Origin of the sequence: Bacillus sp. 123MFChir2 (genome assembly GCF_000383235.1) — a bacterium.
Taxonomy (GTDB): Bacteria; Bacillota; Bacilli; order Bacillales; family Bacillaceae_G; genus Bacillus_A.
The window spans coordinates 1-19,101 of record NZ_KB910968.1; the positions used below are offsets into that span (position 1 = coordinate 1).

The following is a 19,101-nucleotide window of genomic DNA, read 5'->3' on the forward strand; positions in this document are numbered from 1 at the left end:
CGAAAAATAGTGAACTGAAGCACAGACACGGGTATGATGTAGCATCTTCCTCGGGTCTCATTGGTATGCGAATGCAAGGTGCGATGGCTATATTTGCCGTCAATTTAAAACGAATTATGACCTTAATGAAGGAAAAAAAGGAAGAAAAGTAAAAAAAGAATAGAAAGAAAGGCGACTTTTCGTTCCATTTTGAACGAAAAGTCGCCTTTCTAATTTCACATCCGGTTTTTGAGCTGAAAAAACGTGAGTTTTTCAGTGGCCTCATTTATTTTGGTGTCTCTTTTCCTAACTTACACACTTCTAATATCTTAATTGTATTCAGCAAACAAGGGATAGAACGATTTTTTGAAGGCTTTCTAGGTAGATACATGGATGGACCACAGTGGGCTTCATTACCACAGGAACGCGATATCGAAAAAGAAATCGGTTTACATATACCTAAAGAATTACAAGTAAAAGGATATACAGAAATTTTTACTCATCCTGATTACAATGACAAAGAAATATGGTTTATAGGCGAACTAGATTAAGCAAAAAAAGGTGTTAACAGCCTTCTATATAAATCCATTTTAATCTTTCGACATATAAGTTGCTGTTATGCAGACTGCAACACGAGCTGTACTCGCTTGCGCCCTTTGTTTTAAAACACCGCATGTGGCAGGAAAAGGCCCTGACCGCTTCTATGCACGGCCAGATGCTCTCGTCCTCCCCTAAAAAGAAAGAGGTTTTTATGTCGGTTTTTTAATTTGGATATATATATAAACAGCCCCAAAAGCATGATTTCTATGAAATCATGCTTTCGTTACATAATCAATAATCGTTTGCAACGCTTCTTGTCCGTTATATTTCTGCATCGATCTTTTATACTGCAAACGATTTTTATACAGTTCTTCTACATATTCAATTAACAAAGTTTCTGTTATGTCTTCTTCGAATAACATACGTCCATATCCTTGTTTTTCAAAAGACTGTCCGTTTAAAATTTGATCCCCTCGGCTCGAAGATTTTGGAAGAGGAATTAATAACATGGGCTTTTGTAATGTTAAAAACTCAAAAATCGCATTGGATCCTGCACGAGAAATGACAATATCAGTTGCCGCTAATATATCAGGAAGTTCATCGTGAACATATTCAAACTGCTTGTATCCCGGTGTATTCTCAAGTTTTTCGTCAATATTGCCTTTCCCGCACAAATGAACAATTTGATAGGTTTGCAGGAGGTTTGGCAATGCACCGCGTACTGCTTCATTAATGCGTCGTGCTCCTAAGCTGCCTCCCATAACCGTAATAACTGGTTTTAATGCAGTGAATCGTAAAAATTGCAGTCCTTTGTTTCTACTTCCCTGCAATACCTCTTCTCGCACAGGTGAACCAGTAAATACTGTTTTTTCTTTCGGTAAATGTTTTTTCGCTTCTTCAAACGTAACAAATATTTTTGAAGCAAAGCGAAGAGCAATTTTATTTGCAAGCCCAGGCGTCATATCAGACTCATGTAAAAAGACAGGAACACGGTTTAGCCACGCACCAATTACAACCGGTACAGACACGAAGCCGCCTTTTGAAAAAATAACATCTGGTTTTAGCTTTCGAATAAGGAAATACGCATCCATAACCCCTTTCATAACAAGAAAAGGGTCTTTTATATTTTTTAAATCAAAATAACGGCGAAGCTTTCCACTCGCTATTCCATAATAAGGAATCCCTTCTTTTTCAATAATTTCCTTTTCGATTCCATTATGTGAACCAATATAACACACCTTCCAACCGCTCTTTTGAAAATGTGGTATAAGCGCTAAGTTCGGCGTAACGTGACCAGCAGAACCCCCGCCTGTAAATATAATCGTCTTCACAGTATGTCTCCTTTTAGTAAAAGTTTTACTCTTAATTATAACACACTGAAATAACGCGCTTCTGGATGAGCAAACACCATAGCCGATACATAAGCCGGGCTTCCTTCGTATACGTAACGACCTTCTACATATTTAGGAAGGCCAGCATTTGGATACGCAAATAAGTAACCATACTTAGGAATTCCTATCTTTTTAAAAGATTCAATTATATGAAGCAGTCCTAACTGGCAATTTAATCCGACCACATTTGCACCGTACTCTATAAGCTACTTCAATACATCATCTACACTATTTCCATTTTGAGTTGTATCAGCTTGAGCTAATAGCAAAGTAATTCTCCCTATTCCACAAGCAATTTCTAAAATATCACCTGAGAATTTAGAAGCTCTTTCAAGATAAAACGATACTTCTCTATAATCCTGTCTCTCGTCTAAACCATAAAATCTAGCTGCGTTTCTATATATCCATTTTGTTTTTCGACATATAAGCTGCTGTTATGCAGACTGCAACACGAGCTGTACTCGCTTACGCTCTTTATTTTCAAACATTGCATGTAGCAGGAAAAGCCCCTGACCGCTTCTATGCACAGCCAGATGCTCTCGCCCTCCCCTAAAAAGAACGAGGTTTTTATGTCGGTTTTTTAATTTGGATATATAGGGATTCCCTTTTGATGCAGCCATGTACTTTGCACCCCTACACATCAATTTTCATCGTATCGTAAGCAAACGTTATGTTCATACCTTCTGCTCGTAATTCAGCTTCTATTTCTTTCAATTCATCGTACCCAATGTTTTCTATTTCTTCAATGTGCGTAATAATGGTATGTTTTGCTTGTAATTGTTTCGCTACTTCTAGCGTATCTTCAAACGTTGCCTCGCGGATATGTTCAATAAAAGCACGGTTTCTTACTTTCTCTTTCGTCTTCCAATCAAACTCGGCAATTCCCATTGGTAAAATAGCTACATCTAAATTACCAATTAAATGAGCGGGTGGTTCCCATTTATATAATTCATCCATTGCAATAAGTACTCGCTTTTCTTTTTCTTCTAATAAGAATGCATACATATATTGTTCATGTAAACGAAATGGCGTAACTTTTATTTTATTTTTCACAAAAGATTGCCCATCTCGTAATACGATTGCATCAATCCATCCTTGTTGCTGCATAAATTGCAGATGATCCCACAATCCTAAAAATGTTTTCATATCCTCTGCTACTTGCTCTGGTATGTATACTGCTGTACCCCAAGCTCTATTCGTCTCAAACGCCATCGTTTCCCAAATTCTCCGACCCATTGTGTGATCTGGATGCCAATGCGAATATATTCCGGCTTCTACTTTCAATATTTGAGATCGCTCTAATTGCAAGCGTATTTCCTCCGGCGTATCAATTAATAGGCTAAGATCATGAATAAAAACACTCGGTCCCATTCTACTATACGGCACCCCTTTTCCTCTCGCCTCTTTACTCACTTTGCTATAACTCCCTGGTCTTGGAGTTGGTGTGGCACCACCTGTTCCTAAAAATTCTATTCTCATGACTATCCCTTCTTTCTATACCCCATTAATTTCCAGATCACTATATATAATTCCTCTTAAATTATCAAAAATTTTTTTTATTTCTATTGTTGAAAGAAAAATAAAATATGGTAAGATTGTAATATAATTGAAAACGTTTTTATTGAGAACTTAGAAATTCGTTATTAAAGTCGACAAGTACTGTTTTATCCTAATGGAAAAATATCTAGATTTATCCAAATTAGTTACATCACAGTCTCTTTTCTTACAATTTCTTTACTTTAGAGCATTTTTTTTGCAACAACTGTTCTCTTTGGTTTAAAATTTTGTTATGTATAGTACATGGTATAACAGCACACATGGAGGTGGAGAAAATATGTTAGAAACATTTCAACAAGAATTAGAACTATATGAAAACAATGCAGAATTATTAAAAGTACTTGCTCATCCAGTGCGTTTATGTATCGTAAAAGGATTGATTGAGCGAGGACCAAGTAACGTTTCTACAATGTACACAGGCCTAAACATGCCACAATCTACAATTTCTCAGCATTTAGCGAAGTTAAAAAGCGCTAAAATTGTTTCAAGCGAAAGAAAAGGATTGGAAATTTACTACAAAGTAGAAAACGAAACAATTATTCAATTAGTTCGCGTTTTACTAGGTTAGGGTATTCAATTAAACAAAAGGCGTACTATGTATCTTTTATCTCATATCTTTAATATAAATATATATCATGAGGTAAAATATATACATACTACATAATCCTAAACAAAATGTCGTATTTACCTACGAAACGAGGCGCAGAACTATACACTGCGCCTCGTTTTATGAACAACTATACAAATAATGATTTAGATTGAATTCTGGTAACCCCTTTTTTTGAACGACAACATCAAAAGCATCACTCATTCCACCTTGTAAAATCATAGAACGAATTGCACGGTTTTTCTTTTGACTATCAGAAAATGGATTACGATTTTCATGATTTACAAGTTGTTCTAAAATTCCTGCAGCAAGCAAAAATTCTCTTTGTTTCGTATGCCATACTGTTTGTATACCTCGTTCTTCGCAAGCAATCTTTAATGCATCCCAATGAATATGAGTTGTTATATCCATCTCTCCTGGAAGTTGAAGAGGATTACGAATCAGTTGATGCTCATAATAACTTCGCAAACTTCCTTCTCGATGAGCTGGGTGCATCCATTCTTCATTTGTGTAGCCGTAATCAACCGTTATTAGTATGCCTTCTTCTAGCCAACTTGCTAGCTGCTCTACATAAACATTCATTTGTAACGGCACTTCAAATCGTTGTCCTTTATACAGCTCGATTTTGTATCTTTTCAGATAATTTACAATGTACTCATTATCTAACGGACGCAATACTTCAACAAGTTCATCTCCACTGTTATACTTTACGCGTACCTCATATAGCATATCGTCTCGCTTCTCAATTACTTCTACAGGAAACGCATCAAACAACTCATTAGAAAAAACAATTCCTGTAAAAGCAGCGCCTAATTCATCATAGGATGCATATTGCGAAACATTTGAAAAAGAAAGCAGTTGTTGCTTTTGCAACCTTCTATGAAATGGACTCACTTCTATAAGAGAATACTGCAGGTTTACAAACGTATCAGGCGATATCGTTTGCCACTCTTGTAATACATCATATGCAAATCTCCCCGTTCCACCACCAATTTCACATATATGCGGTGCAACAACTCCTGCTTTTACAAGCCGAATAAAAAAATGAGCAAATGTTTTTGCGTAAACAGAAGACACATTACTACTTGTAAAAAAGTCTCCCTGTCTGCCAATTTTTTCACGTTCTTTCATATAATAACCATTGTTTACATCATATAATGCAAGGCTCATATATGTACTATAAGAAATAGACCCGTCTTCTTCCTTTTCCATCGCTTGTTTTAGAACGTACTCCATCACTGTTCCCCTTATTGTAGAAACGGATTATTTTCTTTTTCAAAGCCAATTGTTGTTTCTGGACCATGCCCACATAACACATTTGTATCATCAGGTAGTACAAATAACTTTTCTTCAATACTTATGATTAATTCTTGGAAGCTACCTCCAGGTAAATCAGTGCGGCCAATGCTCATTTGAAATAAAACATCACCTGAGAATACGGCACTTGCTTCTTTGCAATAGTATGAAATACTTCCTGGTGAATGCCCCGGCGTTTCAAACATATCAAACGCAAACGAACCAATTGTCAATGTTCCTTCTCCCTCAATGATGTGATCCGCAGGTTTTGCCGTAATACTACGGTTCATCATAAAAATTTGCGAACCGTTAACAGTAGCATCTCCTAACCAATCCGCTTCTTCTTGATGAACATACACTGGAATTTGAAACGCAGTGCGCACTTCATCAACTGCACCAATATGATCGAAATGTGCATGTGTTAATAAAATAGCTAATGGCTTTAATTGTTGTTGTTTTATGTAACTTACAAGTTTTTCTCTTTCACTGCCCGGGTCAAAAATAATACATTCTTTTTGATCATTGCTTAAAATATATGCATTTGTTTGCAATGGCCCTAATGGCATTTGAATCCAATTCATCCTCAATCTCCTCCAGTCATTACACTCACTTTTGTACTGCCGTAAAACCCCTACCTTAAAATATAAAGAAATATAAAGGGCAAGCATATACTCGATTCATAAGAGCTTTCTATCAGCCAGGAATGCGCCCTCCACTGATAGAAGCTTCACTTTATGATACAACATTTTCTGTCCATAAGAAACGAAACCTCGACAACCCTATTGAAAACATGTACAATTAAACTGAAAAAATATTGCAAAAACTCAAACAAAATAAGAGAGTAGAGGGGATATGTATGGGTCTTGTTATTATTTTTGCGTTAGTTACTCTGTTAGCTGTATACTCTTCTCTTAAAACGTTGCGAGACAAGAACCTTCTTGCTGGAGGTTTTTCCGTTGCAACTGTACTTGTTTTTGGATGGTTTACAGTCATGACCGTACTAAACAATGGCTATCCACCAACACATTAAACAATTGTTTACAATCTCTACATACATCACGATTTCTAGCATATGAAAAAAGGAAGGGCGCCCCTTCCTTTTTCTTTTCTCGATCACTTAAAAAAATGCTTTTCTATCGGTTTTTCATAGAGTGACTGAGTAATTACCTTCATTTTACTTTGCTTCACAAATATACTTTTTCACAAGCCACGCACCACCAATTACTCCCGCATCATTACCAAGTGTCGCAATTGCTAGTTTTGTACTTTTAACAGCCCGTGAAAATGCATATTGTTCAAAATAGTGTTGAATTGGTTGTAGCAATGCATCACCAGCTTTTGATACACCACCGCCAATTACAATTTTCTCTGGATTTAATGTGCTAGCTAAATTTGCTACCGCTAGTCCTAAATACGAAGCTACCTTTTCAACTACTTTTTCCGCTAATGCGTCACCTTTTGCAAGTGCCTCAAATACATCTTTAGATGTAATATGACCTTCTTGTTCTAACAGCGAACGTAGTATACTAGCTTCATCTGTTTCCTGGATTTTTTGCATTGCAACCCGTACAATACCAGTTGCAGAAGAAACGGTTTCTAAGCATCCTAATTTTCCGCAGTTACAAGCAAAACCATTTTCCGTTACAACTGTAATATGACCAATTTCACCGCCTGCTCCGCTTACACCATGGACGACTTCACCATTTATGATAACACCCCCACCAACACCCGTTCCAAGCGTCATACAAACGATATCTTTCGAACCTTCTCCAGCACCTTTCCACATCTCTCCAAGTGCTGCAATATTTGCATCATTATCAACAACAACTGGCAAACCAGTTTCTACTTCTAATAAATCTTTAAGAGGATAGTTTTTCCATCCTAAGTTTACGGCTTCATAAATTAGTCCAGAAGCGACATGAACAGGACCCGGAGCCCCCATCCCAACTCCAGCTAACTTGCTTTTTAGCTCACCTAGTTCTTGTAACTTTTTATCAATTGCTTTCGCAATATCAAGTGTAATATGTTTTCCTTGTTCACTTGTATTCGTTGGGATTTCCCATTTATGAATAAACTCACCGTAGATATTAATGAATGCTAATTTAATTGTTGTTCCACCAAGATCAACACCAACCAACCATTTCTCTTCCATATCGTTCCCCTTCTTTCTTCTATTTCTCCAATAGAAATTTTACTATATAAATTCATTTTAATTTTTCAACATATAAATTATTGCTATGCAGAATACAACATGACCGCTTCTATGTATAGCTACTCCCTGTCGCCCATTTAAAAAATGCTTTTCTATCGTTTTTCATAAAGTAACTGCGTAGTTGCGAAGTTTTTATGTCGTTTTTTGAATTTCTTGCTTTAATAAAAATAAAGCTATCTGATACTCTGTCGGCTCAATAAGCTGTGATTTATATAATTCACGAAGCTCATCGCCCATTAATTGTAAATCTGCAACACGATCTCCTGTATAAATAATCGTTCCAAATCGCTTTAATAATTGCTGAATATCATAAATAGATTTCATTTTTTCACCCTCTAAATGTCTACTTACTATAAAAAGATAATAAGAAAACGTTCACATGTTTTATTATAATCAACATAAAAAAGAATCGTCAATTTCTAATTTGTCTATATAAGTTACAAAATAGAAAACATTTCTTTTTCTGTAATAATTTTTTGTACAGTTTTATCAAATGGTTCCACTGGGATATGAGGAACAATTTGAAAACTAAAGATCAATGATAGCGCTTTCCCTTTATAGTTCACAAGATAACGATCGTAATATCCCCCGCCATACCCTACACGTTCACCTTTTCTTGTAAAGGCAACACCTGGTACGAGAAGCACATCTATCTCCTCCGCTAATACTTCTTCTGTCATAGACGGAGCCGGCTCTCGCAAATTCATATAAACAGTTTCTAATTGTTCAAAACTTGTAATTTGATGGAATGTCATTGTTCTCGTTTTACGATTACATTTTGGAACAACAATTACTTTTCCCTCTTCCCATGCCTTTTCAATAATTGCATATGTATTGACTTCACGTTCCATAGAAAGTGTAATCCCAATTGTTTTAGCCTCAATCCATTCTCGTTGTTTATATAGAGAATCTGCAATTTTTTCTGATAAAGTCGTATACTGTTCTTCTGATAAAGCATTCATACGCTGTAATATTTCTGTTCGTAATCTTTTTTTCTCTTCTTTCATTTGGAATTCCCCCTATATACAAAAGAAACAGTAGGAAAATATCCCTACTGCTTACTTTGTTTCGCGGTGTAACGTAGACTTCTTGTCACGCTTGCAATATTTTTTAAGCTCAAGACGCTCAGCGTTGTTACGTTTGTTTTTCTTAGAGATATAGTTACGATCTCCGCATTCTGTACATGCTAGAGTAATATTCACACGCATTCTTATTTCCCTCCAGTCACTAATAACTTAAATCAGACTATACCATAATACCACTTTTAAAACAAAAATTCTACACCTTTTGATATTGTCTAATTTTTTCTATAAGTGTATTCATATTTTCCTTTGCTATGACTGGGTTTCTCGCATGAGAATAAACGAGAAATTTTGGTTGATTTACATCTGAAACAACATAAGACCACTCTTCTTCTGCATGTGTAAATTTAATTCCTTCTAATACTTCAAACTCTCGCTGTGCCCGGTCTCGCAGCAGCATTCCTAACACTTTTCCTTTCTCATTCCATGAACAAACTACTTCATCACATAATAGGTATAGTGGTGGATATTGTTCTAACATTGCTGGCAATGTTTTCCCTTGAAGAACGATTAACTCCAATAATTTACCAACTCGAAATAAAATATCTTGCTGCCATCTCATTTGAAATAATTTCTTATTTTCATTATGCATATAAAAAATAAGGTAACATTCTCCTAATTTTAATGATAATGGGTAGAAATCCTCATCTTTTTCAAATAATAAATTCGGAATATCCATTTCTTCACAATTTGTATCTTTATAAATATTCCCGTAAGTATCATATAATTCAAATGTATTTTCTTGTTCTTGAAATATAATCGCCATATCTGCTCGGCTCGATTTCATTAATGACTTAATATGTTCTTTTTGCCCCGCAGCATATATCCATGTTACTGTGCAGCCGATTTCCTGTAAAAAAGATAATAGCAAGGGCTGAAACAATTCATCTGGCTTATTTATAAGCAGGTGAAAATGGTGTCTTTTTAGAACAGCTATATCTATAAATTGCAAAGCAGATTCAATATACGTTTCTAAACAAACGTCTATGACTTCGTTATTACCAATTTTTTTAATACCGATATAACGAAATGACTCTGCCATATACAAATTTTCTATCTCTTTTTGCTGTTTATATGGTAATGCCATTCCTTCTTCATTATAAAATTGAATAATGATCTTCTCATCTTGGGCCTTATAAAAAAACACTCCACCAACGACATTTGTTTTCCCAGTTGCATATCGGAAACAAGATTCATTCATGCCTTGGCATTCCATCGTATGCACGCCTACTGTATGAACAGCATGCAAAAAAATATGTTTAAACATTTGCACTTCCGCATGTGTACTGCTACCAATCAGCAAACTGGCTCCTTCTGATAATAAAGAACCATATGCCATCGCCAACTTTACGACAACTTGTGGCGTAATATCTAAATTACTTCTGCCGCATATACGACTTTTCTGCAAAAAACATGAAATATTTTCATGCTCTGTAATTCCAGATGAAGCAATAATTGCACTACTCTCAACCACTTTCTCTGGCCATACTTTCCCTTTCGTCTTAATCACTGCATTTTGACCAATCCGGCAATGATCAGCTACAACACTCTTTTCAAATAAAGTAACTCCATCTTCAATAATTGTACTGGCTCCAATTGTGGTTCCGATTAATTCACATCGCTTTCCTACATACGTATGAGCGAGTAAAATACTTTTTTGAAGACGGGTATATGCAGAAATTACGCTATGGTTACCAATGATAGAATACGGATCAATAGTAGCTCCTGTTTGAACCGTTGTTCCCTCACCAATAAAAGCAGGGCCGTGTATCTTTGTTCCTTTTTCAATTGTTACATCTTCTCCCATCCATACCATCGGCAACACTTCTGTATATGGAATAGGTACATGAACTTTCTTCGTAAGCAAGTCAAATTGAGCTTGGCGATATTGTGTAAACGTTCCAATATCAAGCCAATATCCATCTGCTACATATCCATACATTGCTTGTTTGTTTTCTAATAAAGGAAATACATGATGACTAAAATCAAAAAACATATGAGGTGTAATATAAGAAAAAATGTCGGGGTCCATAATATAAATACCGGTGTTTACTGTATTGGAAATAACTTCATTCCAACTCGGTTTTTCAATATATTTAACAATTTCGTGATACTGATTGGTAACAACTAATCCATACGATGATGGATTAACTACTTCTTTAACAAACATCGTAACGATTCCATTATGACTATTATGAAAATCAATTCCTTTCGACAGCCGAAAATCTGTTAGCGCATCTCCGCTAATTACAACAAACGGCTCATCTAAAAACTTCTCTGCTTGTTTTACACTCCCCGCTGTACCAAGAGGGGGAGTATCTTCAAAGTAATATAGCTTCACTCCCCATTTACTACCATCACCAAAATAATTTTGAATAACGGAACTCATATATTGAACAGTAATAGCAATTTCACGAATACCATGCTGTTTCAATAGTTCAATACTGTATTCCATCACTGGCTTTTGTAGTAGGGGTAACATGGGTTTTGGAAGGTTGCATGTTAACGGACGTAAACGCGCTCCTTTCCCTCCAGCTAAAATGACCCCCTTCATTGACATTCAACCTCCACATTTATGATGTTGAACTGCTTTTTCATACGTTTGTGCGGTTGTTCTTGCAATTTCACTCCAATCATAGTGAACAAGAACATCTTCATATCCTTTATTTGCGACGTGCTGAGCAATTTCTGGCTGTTCTATAACCCATATTAGTTTCTCACTCAAACTTTGCGAACAACCGGGTTGTATTTGAAACCCATTCACACCATCTACAATGATCTCTTGCAGACCGCCCACACGCGAAACTAAAACTGGCCTCTTTGCGAGCATCCCCTCTAACGCAACAATCCCAAAAGGTTCATACAAACTCGGAATTAATAATACATCACACCTTTGAAGAAATGCTCGCTGCTCTTCTTCTGTAATATGACCGAGAAAAAGGATAGAATATTGCAGTCCCATTCCCTGTACAGCCCCGCGATACTGCTCTAACATAGTTCCTTGACCTGCAATAATAAATAAAATTTTTGGGTACCACTGAGTAATCTGCGGCGCTGCTTCAATAATGGTATAGAAGCCTTCCTCATGAAAGGTTAGTTGAACCAATCGGGCTCTTACGGATGGTTTGTTTTCCTTCCTAGCTTTCCCTCTTAGCAAGCGTTCGAGCGGGGCCATCCCGCTCGAAAAGTAAGCGTTTTCTAATAATTCCATTATAATCCATCTTATCACCGCAACAAGAAAGTAACAATGATACTTTTTCGTCATATTTTGACTAAAAAAGAGGAATGCTTTTGCATTCCTCTCATAATAAACCTTATTCATTTAACAAATAATGCTTCCCTTTTACAAGATAAAAAACATTTTCTGCAATATTTGTACCGTGATCTGCTACCCGCTCAATATAACGGGCAATAAACGATAGTTGTGTAATTTGTCCAATTGACTCCGGCTTATTTGGGATGGATGAAATAAATTCACGAATTGCTTTTCCATACAGTTCATCAACTTCATCATCCATCTCAGCAATCTTTTTCGCATATGTTAAGTTTTCTTCTCTATAAGCTTGAATCACATTTTGCAACATATCTATTGCAATTTTGAACATACTTTCAAGGCTTTGTAATGAAACTGGAACCTCTTTTTCTCCAAGACGAATGGTTGACTTAGCAATATTTACTGCATGATCTGCAATACGTTCTAAATCTGTTGCCGTTTTAATTGAAACAAAAATTCTTCGTAAATCACTAGCAACTGGCTGTTGTTTCGTAATGAGCATTAAGGCAAAATCATTAATTTCTTCTTCCAAATTATCCATACGGTAATCGCCATCGATTACTTCAATTGCTTTCTCTACATCTCTTGTACGCAATCCTTCCATTGCAATTTCAAGAGCCCGTTTTGCTAACTCACCTAGTTCAATAACTTTTTGCTGTAATGATTGTAAGTCATATTGAAATTGTTCGCGTACCATGTTGTTTCCTCCTTCACTCGTTCCACATACTTCCGTATAAGGTAAGACCTCAAATAAACAAGGAGAGAAAATCCCTCCTCAAACAAATACTCTTAACCGAAACGTCCTGTAATATAATCTTCTGTACGTTTATCTGTTGGCGTTGTAAATAACTTATTTGTATCTGTATATTCCACAACTTCTCCGCTTAAGAAGAAAGCTGTTTTATCAGAAATACGAGCTGCTTGCTGCATATTATGCGTAACAATTACAATACTGAAATCTTTCTTTAACTCCTGAATTAACTCTTCCACTTTCAATGTAGAAATTGGATCTAATGCTGATGTTGGTTCATCCATTAAAATGACATCTGGTTCAATTGCTAAGCAACGTGCAATACATAAACGTTGCTGCTGTCCACCGGATAGTCCATATGCATTATCATGTAATCTATCTTTCAATTCATCCCAAATCGCCGCACCGCGTAAACTTTTCTCAACAATTTCATCCAACGTTTTCTTATCGCGAATACCATGAATTTTCGGACCATACACAACATTTTCATAGATTGATTTTGGAAATGGATTTGGCTTCTGAAATACCATTCCAACATGCGTACGCAGTTCTTCAACAGGATAAGATTTATCAAAAATATTGCGATCCCGATACTCAATTACCCCTGTTGTCCGAACGATTGGTACAAGCTCAACCATACGATTTAATGTTTTTAAATACGTAGATTTTCCGCATCCACTCGGCCCGATAATCGCTGTCACTTCATTTTCATGAATGCTTAAATTAATATCTTTTAATGCATGGTCTTCCCCATACCATAAGTTTAAATTTTTCGTATCGAATACAACCTTTTTTGTTAGCGGTTCTGCCTTTTCTTCATTTTTCACCTGAACTTTTACTACTGTAGCTACCATTTTGAAGATCCCCTTTCATCCATTCCTTCTTACTTACGATTTCGCAGCCATATTGCAAAAGTATTGATAAGCAATAGCAGCACGAGTAACACAATAATTCCAGCTGCTGCTACATGTTGAAATTCCTCTTGCGGCCTATTCATCCAATTAAAGATTTGAATCGGTAAAACTGTAAATCTATCCATTACATCAAGTGGTACATAGTTTGCAAAAGCAAGTGCCCCAATGACAAGTAGCGGGGCCGCTTCTCCAATCGCTCGGGATAATGCTAAAATACAACCTGTTAAAATCCCTGGCATTGCTGCTCTAATCACAACATGGTACATCGTTTGCCACTTCGTTGCGCCCACTCCATAAGAAGCTTCTAACAACTCTTTTGGTACAGAGCGAAGTGCTTCTTGCGCTGCAACAACAACTGTCGGCAAGACAAGAAGACTCATCGTTAATGAGGCTGCCAATATGCTTTCGCCTAACTGCAAGCCATATACAAACATTGTTAATCCTAATAATCCAAAAACAACAGATGGCACTCCTGCCAACGTTTGAATATTAAGCTCTATTATTTTTGTAAACCATGATTGTTTTGCATAGTATTCTAAATAAAGGGCTGTTCCTACTCCAAATAAAAAGGAAGTAGGAGCGACAACACTCATAAATAAAATCGTTCCAGATAAAGCTGCTGCAATGCCAGCTTTATCTGGATTTCGTGATGCAAAACGGATTAAAAAATCAAATGAAATATATGTTATTCCTTGCTGAAAAATTTGGTACAGTAAAAAAATTAATATACAAAGCGAAAATAACATCGCGATGCGAAATACAGTTCTGAATACACGATCTTTCCGAAAGCGAGGAGGCATACGTTCTTCTATGTTTCGCTCATTTAGCATTCGCATATTATGCCGCTCCCTTAAAACGACGCATAATACGCTGTGCAACCATATTCATAATCAACGTAAACATAAAAAGCGTCGCTCCGACAGCGTACATGCTATAATAGGGCATCGTTCCATAAGGAGCATCTCCTAAGCTAACTTGCACAATATATGCTGTTAGCGTCTGTATAGACTGCGATGGATTTAACGATAAACTCGGCGTCGATCCCCCCGCAATGACAACAATCATCGTTTCTCCAATCGCTCTTGAAGCAGCTAGCACAATTGCTGCTAAAACTCCAGTAAAAGCTGCTGGTAACACTATATGCTTTGTCGTTTCAAAACGGGTGGCGCCAATCGCAAAAGAAGCCTCTCGCACTTTATGAGAAACAGCACGCATCGCATCTTCACTAAGAGATGCAATTGTCGGAATCATCATAATGCCAATTACAATCCCCGGACTAAGCGCATTAAAAAACTGTAAATTCGGAACAATCCGCTGCAAAATAGGTGTAACAACTGTTAAAGCAAAAAAACCGTATACAATTGTCGGTATCCCTGCCAATAGTTCTAATGCTGGTTTTAACACTTTTCTTGCCGCACTAGAAGCATATTCACTTAAAAATACTGCACAGCCTAATCCAATCGGAACGGCAACAATCATGGAAATAACAGTAACAAGCATCGTTCCATATATAAGCGGTAAAATACCAAACTTAGGATTCTCAAAAAAAGGAAGCCATTCTTTTTCTGTAAAAAAGGAAACGATTGATACTCTTTCAAAAAACATAAATGTTTCATTTGCCAAAGTTACAATAATCCCCATCGTTGTAACAATTGAGATACTGGCGATTATTCGTAACACAAAAGGAACCATTTGATTGATTCGCTGTGCTTTCTTTCGCTTACCTGTATTTCTTTCAATCAAATGTTGAACAGAAATCGTAACATGACTCTTTTTATTACGAGCCAAAGATGAAAACCCCTTTCCACCTTGACATTATTTTTGCATTTCTGTTAACATTTGCAGCTGTTCATTATATTTATATTGCGGCAACTTCACATATCCAATCTCTTCTACAAGCTCTCCTGCATGCTTCATCATAAAAGATACATAGCCTGCAACACTGTTTTTCGCACGAATAGAAGAGTTATTTACATATACATAAAGCGGACGAGATAATGGTTTATATACCCCTGATTGTATTGTTTCTTTCGCCGGAGAAATACCATTAATTTTTACGGCCTTTACTTTATCACGATTCGCAGCATAATAAGCATATCCAACAAAGGCAATTGCATGTTTATTACTCATAACACCTCTTATTAAAACATTGTCATCTTCGGATAATGTAACTGTTTTTGTAATCCGCTTTTGTTGCAATACTACACTTTGAAAATAATCGTACGTACCAGAATCTATGCCTGGTGCGTAAAATTGTATCGTTTCATGCGGCCATTTCGGATGAATTTGCGTCCATTTTTTCGGTGTTTCACTTTCACTCCATATCGTTTGTAATTCTTCTATTGTAAGATTATCTGCCCACGTATTCTCACGATTCACAATAAGTGTAAGACCGTCATAAGCAATTTGAAATGGTGTATACGTAATATGGTGCTTCTTAGCAAGCCTTTCTTCCTCTCTCTTCATTGGCCGAGAAGCATTCGTTATATCTACTTCTCCTTTTCCAAAACGATGAAATCCGCCTCCCGTTCCAGATATACCAATGGAAAGTTTCACATGAGGCTCCTGCTTCGTATACTCTTCTGCTACTGCTTCCATAATCGGAAAAATTGTAGAAGATCCATCAATTTGCACTTCTCCTACCATACTACCGGCGGAAACAGGTAACGTATGAATAGATAAACAAAACAGTGATATGATAAAAACCATGGTGTATGTTCCATTACGTTTCACGTAATATTTCCTCCTAGGGGCCTCCTGCAAACAGGAGTACATATATAAGAATAATGTTGAACTATTAATGCGGTTTTAATAGTTTGTAAAAGTTTTGTAAATATAAGTTAAAAAATTGAAAGATAAACCCTTTTCTTTTTAGATGAGCGAGAGTATCTGGCCATGCATAGACGGGTCAGGACCTTTTCCTGCCACGCGCAATGCTAAAAACAAAGAGAGAAAGAGAGAAAACAAGTAGCTGTCACTTTTTGTTTTGCATAGCAGTGACTTGTATGTTAGAAAAATATGGTGTATTTATATATGAATATCGACTCAAAGACCGAAATAAAAGCCTTCTTCTTTTTAGATGAGCGAACCTGACCATGCATAGAAGCGATCAAGGCCTTTTCCTGCCATACGAAACGTTACAACAAAACGGATGTATATACACGTATTTACTTGCTATTCTCCATTCCTCCTTTTGAAAGCAAATACTGTATTTAATTTCCCTTTAGGCTTGTACACTTCTGTCATCACTATATGCGGCATATATAAAAAAAAGCACACTATCTTCACAGATAGTGTGCCAATCTTACACATTTTTATTCTTCTTTATTTGTTTTCTTCGTCTCTTCTAATGGTCCAGTATTTCCGTTTACTTCTTGCTTTTTCAAATCAAAATATGCGTCCATAATTCGGCGTGCAATATTTTTACTTATCGGGTTATGATCACCGGAAAGCCATGGAATAACAACTGAGAATGCAACTTCTGGATCCGATGCCGGCGCATATCCAATCATCGTTAAATTATATACGTCTCTATCACCTAGCTGTGCTCTTACTTCCTTTGCATTTGGACCGGCATAAGCTCCCTGTGCAGTTCCTGTTTTTCCTGCCGGATCATATGTTGCACCAGCAAAACCATTCGTATATCCTGTTCCTTGTGGTGTTTGCATAACCATTTTAAAACCATCTTGAACTTGTTTAATATACTCATCTTTCATATCGATTCGATTTAAAACAACCGGTTCCACCGAATCTATTACTTTTCCTAACTCTTCAGGTTTTGAAGTCGGCTTGCGAATTTCTTTTACAACCTGTGGTTTCATTCGATAACCACCGTTAGCAATCGTTGATACATATTGCGCCAATTGCAGCGGTGTATACGTATCAAACTGTCCAATTGCTAAATCGAGTAACTTACCAGGTTCTCCTACTGCGTTTCCTTTTACTCCTGCCATTTCATTTGGTAAATCTATTCCCGTTGGTACTCCAAGACCCAATTGGCTAAAGTTATAACGCATTGTATCAAAAGCTTTTTGTTTAATGTTTAATGTACCATTCGGCACATACGGTGCACCAGCAATTTCCATTGCAGTTTTAAACATATATACGTTTGAAGATCGTTGTAAGGCAGTTAAGTCATTAATTGGTCCCATTCCATATCCTGTCCACGATTTTTTCACATTCGTACCTTTAAATACAAGTGGTTCATCGACAAGTACTTGTCCTGGTGTAATAGCTCCTTCTTGATATCCAGTCAAAAGAGTGGCCCCTTTTACAGTCGAACCCATTTCATATGCACTCGTCATCGTGCCAAGTGCATAATCATTTAAAATTCTTTGTCCATTTTCTTCTCCAAACTGTTTACCAGCCATTGATAAAATTTCTCCGTTTTTCGGATTCATCATCACAACAAACGCACGGTCCATATACTCCGCTCCGCCTGAAGCTTTTGCTGCTTTCATTTCTTCTTCAATAATTTGTTCAACTTTTCTTTGCAGCTCCATATCAATGGTCAACGCTAAACTCTTTCCACTTTCTCCTTTAGAAAGATAGACAGTCTCAAGAATATTTCCTTTTTGATCCGTAATATTTTTCACTTGTGCTTTCGTGCCGTGCAATACATCTTCGTATTGTTGCTCCAAGTAACTTTTCCCAACCCGGTCATTACGGTTGTAATCACGAACTAAATAATAGTTTATATTCTCTCGCGGTAATCCTTCATCGGAACTTGTTACACCGCCAAGTACAGTGCGGAACATATCTCCATAAGCATAGTGACGATCCCAATCAACCGTTGTGTCTACCCCTGAAAGTTTCGCTAAATTCTCACTAACTATAGCATATTCTTCAGGTGTTACATCTTTTTTAATAATTTGCGGCGTCATTGCATAGCCGCCTTCCATCTTACTCTTAATTGCTAACACTTCTAAATCTTGAGGAGTTAATTCATTCAATTCCGCTTCTGTAATACGATCAAGCTGACGTTGTGCCAGTTGTTTATCATCAATTTTTTTTGCTTTAACATCAGCTTTATCTTTTTTCGTAATTTTTGCTTTTGCTCGGTCTTCATTTAACAAAATCCAAAAATCTTTTTTATCTCGTTCTGTTAATTTATCAGTCGGTACATCAAGCAGCTTTGAAAGTTGCTTTGCTGTTTCTAAACGTTCTTCACGTTTTGACTCCTTCGTTCTTGTATACGTAATCGTTCGAAGTGGTGTATTATCCACCACCGGACGGCCATACCTATCAATAATCTTCCCGCGCGGAACAGGGGTACTTACCGTTAAGTTTTCCTTTCGGTTTACTTCATTTTTATAATCTTCACCATGGACAATCTGTATCATACCTAATTTAACAATTACTGTTGAAAACAGTAAAAACACACAGAAAAACAACACGTTTAACCGCAATGGAACGTGGGTTTTCTTTTTTTTCTTTTTCTTACTCATACGGACCCCCTCTACCAACAGTGTAAGCGGAAAGGGACACCTTCTTCAGGT

The 19,101-nt window shown here is 36.7% G+C and carries 20 protein-coding genes and 1 pseudogene; 3 read left to right on the forward strand and 18 right to left on the reverse strand.

What is annotated here, in order from left to right:
• Positions 1-263 precede the first annotated feature (263 nt).
• Positions 264-530, forward strand: a complete 267-nt coding sequence (locus H280_RS23860) for a DUF3916 domain-containing protein (protein ID WP_269208760.1) — start codon at positions 264-266, stop codon at positions 528-530.
• 261 nt (positions 531-791) lie between these two features.
• Here the strand turns inward: H280_RS23860 and H280_RS0118550 are convergent, their stop codons facing one another.
• From H280_RS0118550 to H280_RS0118565, 4 genes and pseudogenes are all read right to left on the reverse strand, one after another.
• Positions 792-1,850, reverse strand: coding sequence for an undecaprenyldiphospho-muramoylpentapeptide beta-N-acetylglucosaminyltransferase (locus tag H280_RS0118550; RefSeq protein ID WP_020062629.1), 1,059 nt, complete (start codon positions 1,848-1,850; stop codon positions 792-794).
• Between the two features lie 77 nt (positions 1,851-1,927).
• Positions 1,928-2,179 (reverse strand): annotated as a pseudogene (locus H280_RS0118555) (homocysteine S-methyltransferase family protein); the annotation flags it as partial.
• Between the two features lie 165 nt (positions 2,180-2,344).
• The gene (locus tag H280_RS0118560; RefSeq protein ID WP_020062631.1) at positions 2,345-2,530 is read right to left on the reverse strand and encodes a hypothetical protein; all 186 of its coding nucleotides are present in this window, start codon (positions 2,528-2,530) and stop codon (positions 2,345-2,347) included.
• 13 nt (positions 2,531-2,543) lie between these two features.
• Positions 2,544-3,389 carry an MBL fold metallo-hydrolase gene (locus H280_RS0118565; protein ID WP_020062632.1) on the reverse strand — a complete coding sequence of 282 codons (846 nt, stop codon included), beginning with the start codon at positions 3,387-3,389 and terminating at the stop codon, positions 2,544-2,546.
• Between the two features lie 355 nt (positions 3,390-3,744).
• Here H280_RS0118565 and H280_RS0118570 point away from each other — a divergent pair, with 355 nt between their 5' ends.
• Positions 3,745-4,035, forward strand: coding sequence for an ArsR/SmtB family transcription factor (locus tag H280_RS0118570; RefSeq protein ID WP_020062633.1), 291 nt, complete (start codon positions 3,745-3,747; stop codon positions 4,033-4,035).
• A 159-nt stretch (positions 4,036-4,194) separates the two neighbouring features.
• On the opposite strand, the gene H280_RS0118575 is transcribed toward H280_RS0118570, so the two are convergent.
• Positions 4,195-5,310, reverse strand: coding sequence for a class I SAM-dependent methyltransferase (locus H280_RS0118575; RefSeq protein ID WP_020062634.1), 1,116 nt, complete (start codon positions 5,308-5,310; stop codon positions 4,195-4,197).
• Positions 5,311-5,321: 11 nt separating this feature from the next.
• Positions 5,322-5,951, reverse strand: coding sequence for an MBL fold metallo-hydrolase (locus H280_RS0118580; protein ID WP_020062635.1), 630 nt, complete (start codon positions 5,949-5,951; stop codon positions 5,322-5,324).
• A gap of 275 nt (positions 5,952-6,226) precedes the next feature.
• On the opposite strand from H280_RS0118580, the gene H280_RS25295 reads away from it, so the two are divergent.
• Positions 6,227-6,400 carry a DUF2759 domain-containing protein gene (locus tag H280_RS25295; RefSeq protein WP_020062636.1) on the forward strand — a complete coding sequence of 58 codons (174 nt, stop codon included), beginning with the start codon at positions 6,227-6,229 and terminating at the stop codon, positions 6,398-6,400.
• Between the two features lie 144 nt (positions 6,401-6,544).
• On the opposite strand, the gene H280_RS0118590 is transcribed toward H280_RS25295, so the two are convergent.
• The 12 genes from H280_RS0118590 to H280_RS0118645 form a co-directional block, all read right to left on the reverse strand.
• The gene (locus tag H280_RS0118590; RefSeq protein WP_020062637.1) at positions 6,545-7,522 is read right to left on the reverse strand and encodes an ROK family glucokinase; all 978 of its coding nucleotides are present in this window, start codon (positions 7,520-7,522) and stop codon (positions 6,545-6,547) included.
• Between the two features lie 192 nt (positions 7,523-7,714).
• Entirely contained in the window at positions 7,715-7,906 is a 192-nt protein-coding gene (locus H280_RS0118595; protein WP_020062638.1) for a YqgQ family protein, read from the reverse strand.
• A 113-nt stretch (positions 7,907-8,019) separates the two neighbouring features.
• Positions 8,020-8,589 (reverse strand): 5-formyltetrahydrofolate cyclo-ligase, encoded by a 570-nt coding sequence (locus H280_RS0118600; protein ID WP_020062639.1) that lies wholly within the window; start codon positions 8,587-8,589, stop codon positions 8,020-8,022.
• Positions 8,590-8,640: 51 nt separating this feature from the next.
• Positions 8,641-8,790 carry a 50S ribosomal protein L33 gene (rpmG, locus tag H280_RS0118605; protein ID WP_012095458.1) on the reverse strand — a complete coding sequence of 50 codons (150 nt, stop codon included), beginning with the start codon at positions 8,788-8,790 and terminating at the stop codon, positions 8,641-8,643.
• A 70-nt stretch (positions 8,791-8,860) separates the two neighbouring features.
• Entirely contained in the window at positions 8,861-11,218 is a 2,358-nt protein-coding gene (locus H280_RS0118610; RefSeq protein WP_028411303.1) for a sugar phosphate nucleotidyltransferase, read from the reverse strand.
• Between the two features lie 6 nt (positions 11,219-11,224).
• Positions 11,225-11,875: a glycosyltransferase family 4 protein gene (locus H280_RS23865; RefSeq protein ID WP_196810749.1), complete on the reverse strand. Its 651-nt coding sequence runs from the start codon at positions 11,873-11,875 to the stop codon at positions 11,225-11,227.
• 103 nt (positions 11,876-11,978) lie between these two features.
• Positions 11,979-12,635: a phosphate signaling complex protein PhoU gene (phoU, locus tag H280_RS0118620; RefSeq protein ID WP_020062642.1), complete on the reverse strand. Its 657-nt coding sequence runs from the start codon at positions 12,633-12,635 to the stop codon at positions 11,979-11,981.
• Between the two features lie 92 nt (positions 12,636-12,727).
• Positions 12,728-13,543, reverse strand: coding sequence for a phosphate ABC transporter ATP-binding protein (pstB, locus tag H280_RS0118625; protein ID WP_020062643.1), 816 nt, complete (start codon positions 13,541-13,543; stop codon positions 12,728-12,730).
• A gap of 29 nt (positions 13,544-13,572) precedes the next feature.
• A complete protein-coding gene (gene pstA / locus H280_RS0118630) occupies positions 13,573-14,439 on the reverse strand; it encodes a phosphate ABC transporter permease PstA (RefSeq protein ID WP_020062644.1) in 867 nt (288 codons plus the stop codon).
• Between the two features lies 1 nt (position 14,440).
• Positions 14,441-15,391: a phosphate ABC transporter permease subunit PstC gene (gene pstC / locus H280_RS0118635; protein ID WP_020062645.1), complete on the reverse strand. Its 951-nt coding sequence runs from the start codon at positions 15,389-15,391 to the stop codon at positions 14,441-14,443.
• Between the two features lie 27 nt (positions 15,392-15,418).
• Complete coding sequence (locus H280_RS0118640; RefSeq protein ID WP_020062646.1) at positions 15,419-16,336, reverse strand: phosphate ABC transporter substrate-binding protein PstS family protein; 918 nt, start codon at positions 16,334-16,336, stop codon at positions 15,419-15,421.
• 581 nt (positions 16,337-16,917) lie between these two features.
• Entirely contained in the window at positions 16,918-19,050 is a 2,133-nt protein-coding gene (locus tag H280_RS0118645; RefSeq protein ID WP_020062647.1) for a peptidoglycan D,D-transpeptidase FtsI family protein, read from the reverse strand.
• Positions 19,051-19,101: the final 51 nt, after the last annotated feature.

Coding starts and splice junctions, on each gene's coding strand:
- pstB (WP_020062643.1), bottom strand. CDS start 13,543: ATGGTAGCTACAGTAGTAAAAGTTCAGGTGAAAAATGAAGAAAAGGCA.
- H280_RS0118595 (WP_020062638.1), bottom strand. CDS start 7,906: ATGAAATCTATTTATGATATTCAGCAATTATTAAAGCGATTTGGAACG.
- H280_RS0118570 (WP_020062633.1), top strand. CDS start 3,745: ATGTTAGAAACATTTCAACAAGAATTAGAACTATATGAAAACAATGCA.
- rpmG (WP_012095458.1), bottom strand. CDS start 8,790: ATGCGTGTGAATATTACTCTAGCATGTACAGAATGCGGAGATCGTAAC.
- pstA (WP_020062644.1), bottom strand. CDS start 14,439: ATGCGAATGCTAAATGAGCGAAACATAGAAGAACGTATGCCTCCTCGC.
- H280_RS0118565 (WP_020062632.1), bottom strand. CDS start 3,389: ATGAGAATAGAATTTTTAGGAACAGGTGGTGCCACACCAACTCCAAGA.
- phoU (WP_020062642.1), bottom strand. CDS start 12,635: ATGGTACGCGAACAATTTCAATATGACTTACAATCATTACAGCAAAAA.
- H280_RS0118645 (WP_020062647.1), bottom strand. CDS start 19,050: ATGAGTAAGAAAAAGAAAAAAAAGAAAACCCACGTTCCATTGCGGTTA.
- H280_RS23865 (WP_196810749.1), bottom strand. CDS start 11,875: ATGGAATTATTAGAAAACGCTTACTTTTCGAGCGGGATGGCCCCGCTC.
- H280_RS0118600 (WP_020062639.1), bottom strand. CDS start 8,589: ATGAAAGAAGAGAAAAAAAGATTACGAACAGAAATATTACAGCGTATG.
- H280_RS0118610 (WP_028411303.1), bottom strand. CDS start 11,218: ATGAAGGGGGTCATTTTAGCTGGAGGGAAAGGAGCGCGTTTACGTCCG.
- H280_RS0118575 (WP_020062634.1), bottom strand. CDS start 5,310: ATGGAGTACGTTCTAAAACAAGCGATGGAAAAGGAAGAAGACGGGTCT.
- H280_RS25295 (WP_020062636.1), top strand. CDS start 6,227: ATGGGTCTTGTTATTATTTTTGCGTTAGTTACTCTGTTAGCTGTATAC.
- H280_RS0118590 (WP_020062637.1), bottom strand. CDS start 7,522: ATGGAAGAGAAATGGTTGGTTGGTGTTGATCTTGGTGGAACAACAATT.
- H280_RS0118580 (WP_020062635.1), bottom strand. CDS start 5,951: ATGAATTGGATTCAAATGCCATTAGGGCCATTGCAAACAAATGCATAT.
- H280_RS0118560 (WP_020062631.1), bottom strand. CDS start 2,530: ATGGCTGCATCAAAAGGGAATCCCTATATATCCAAATTAAAAAACCGA.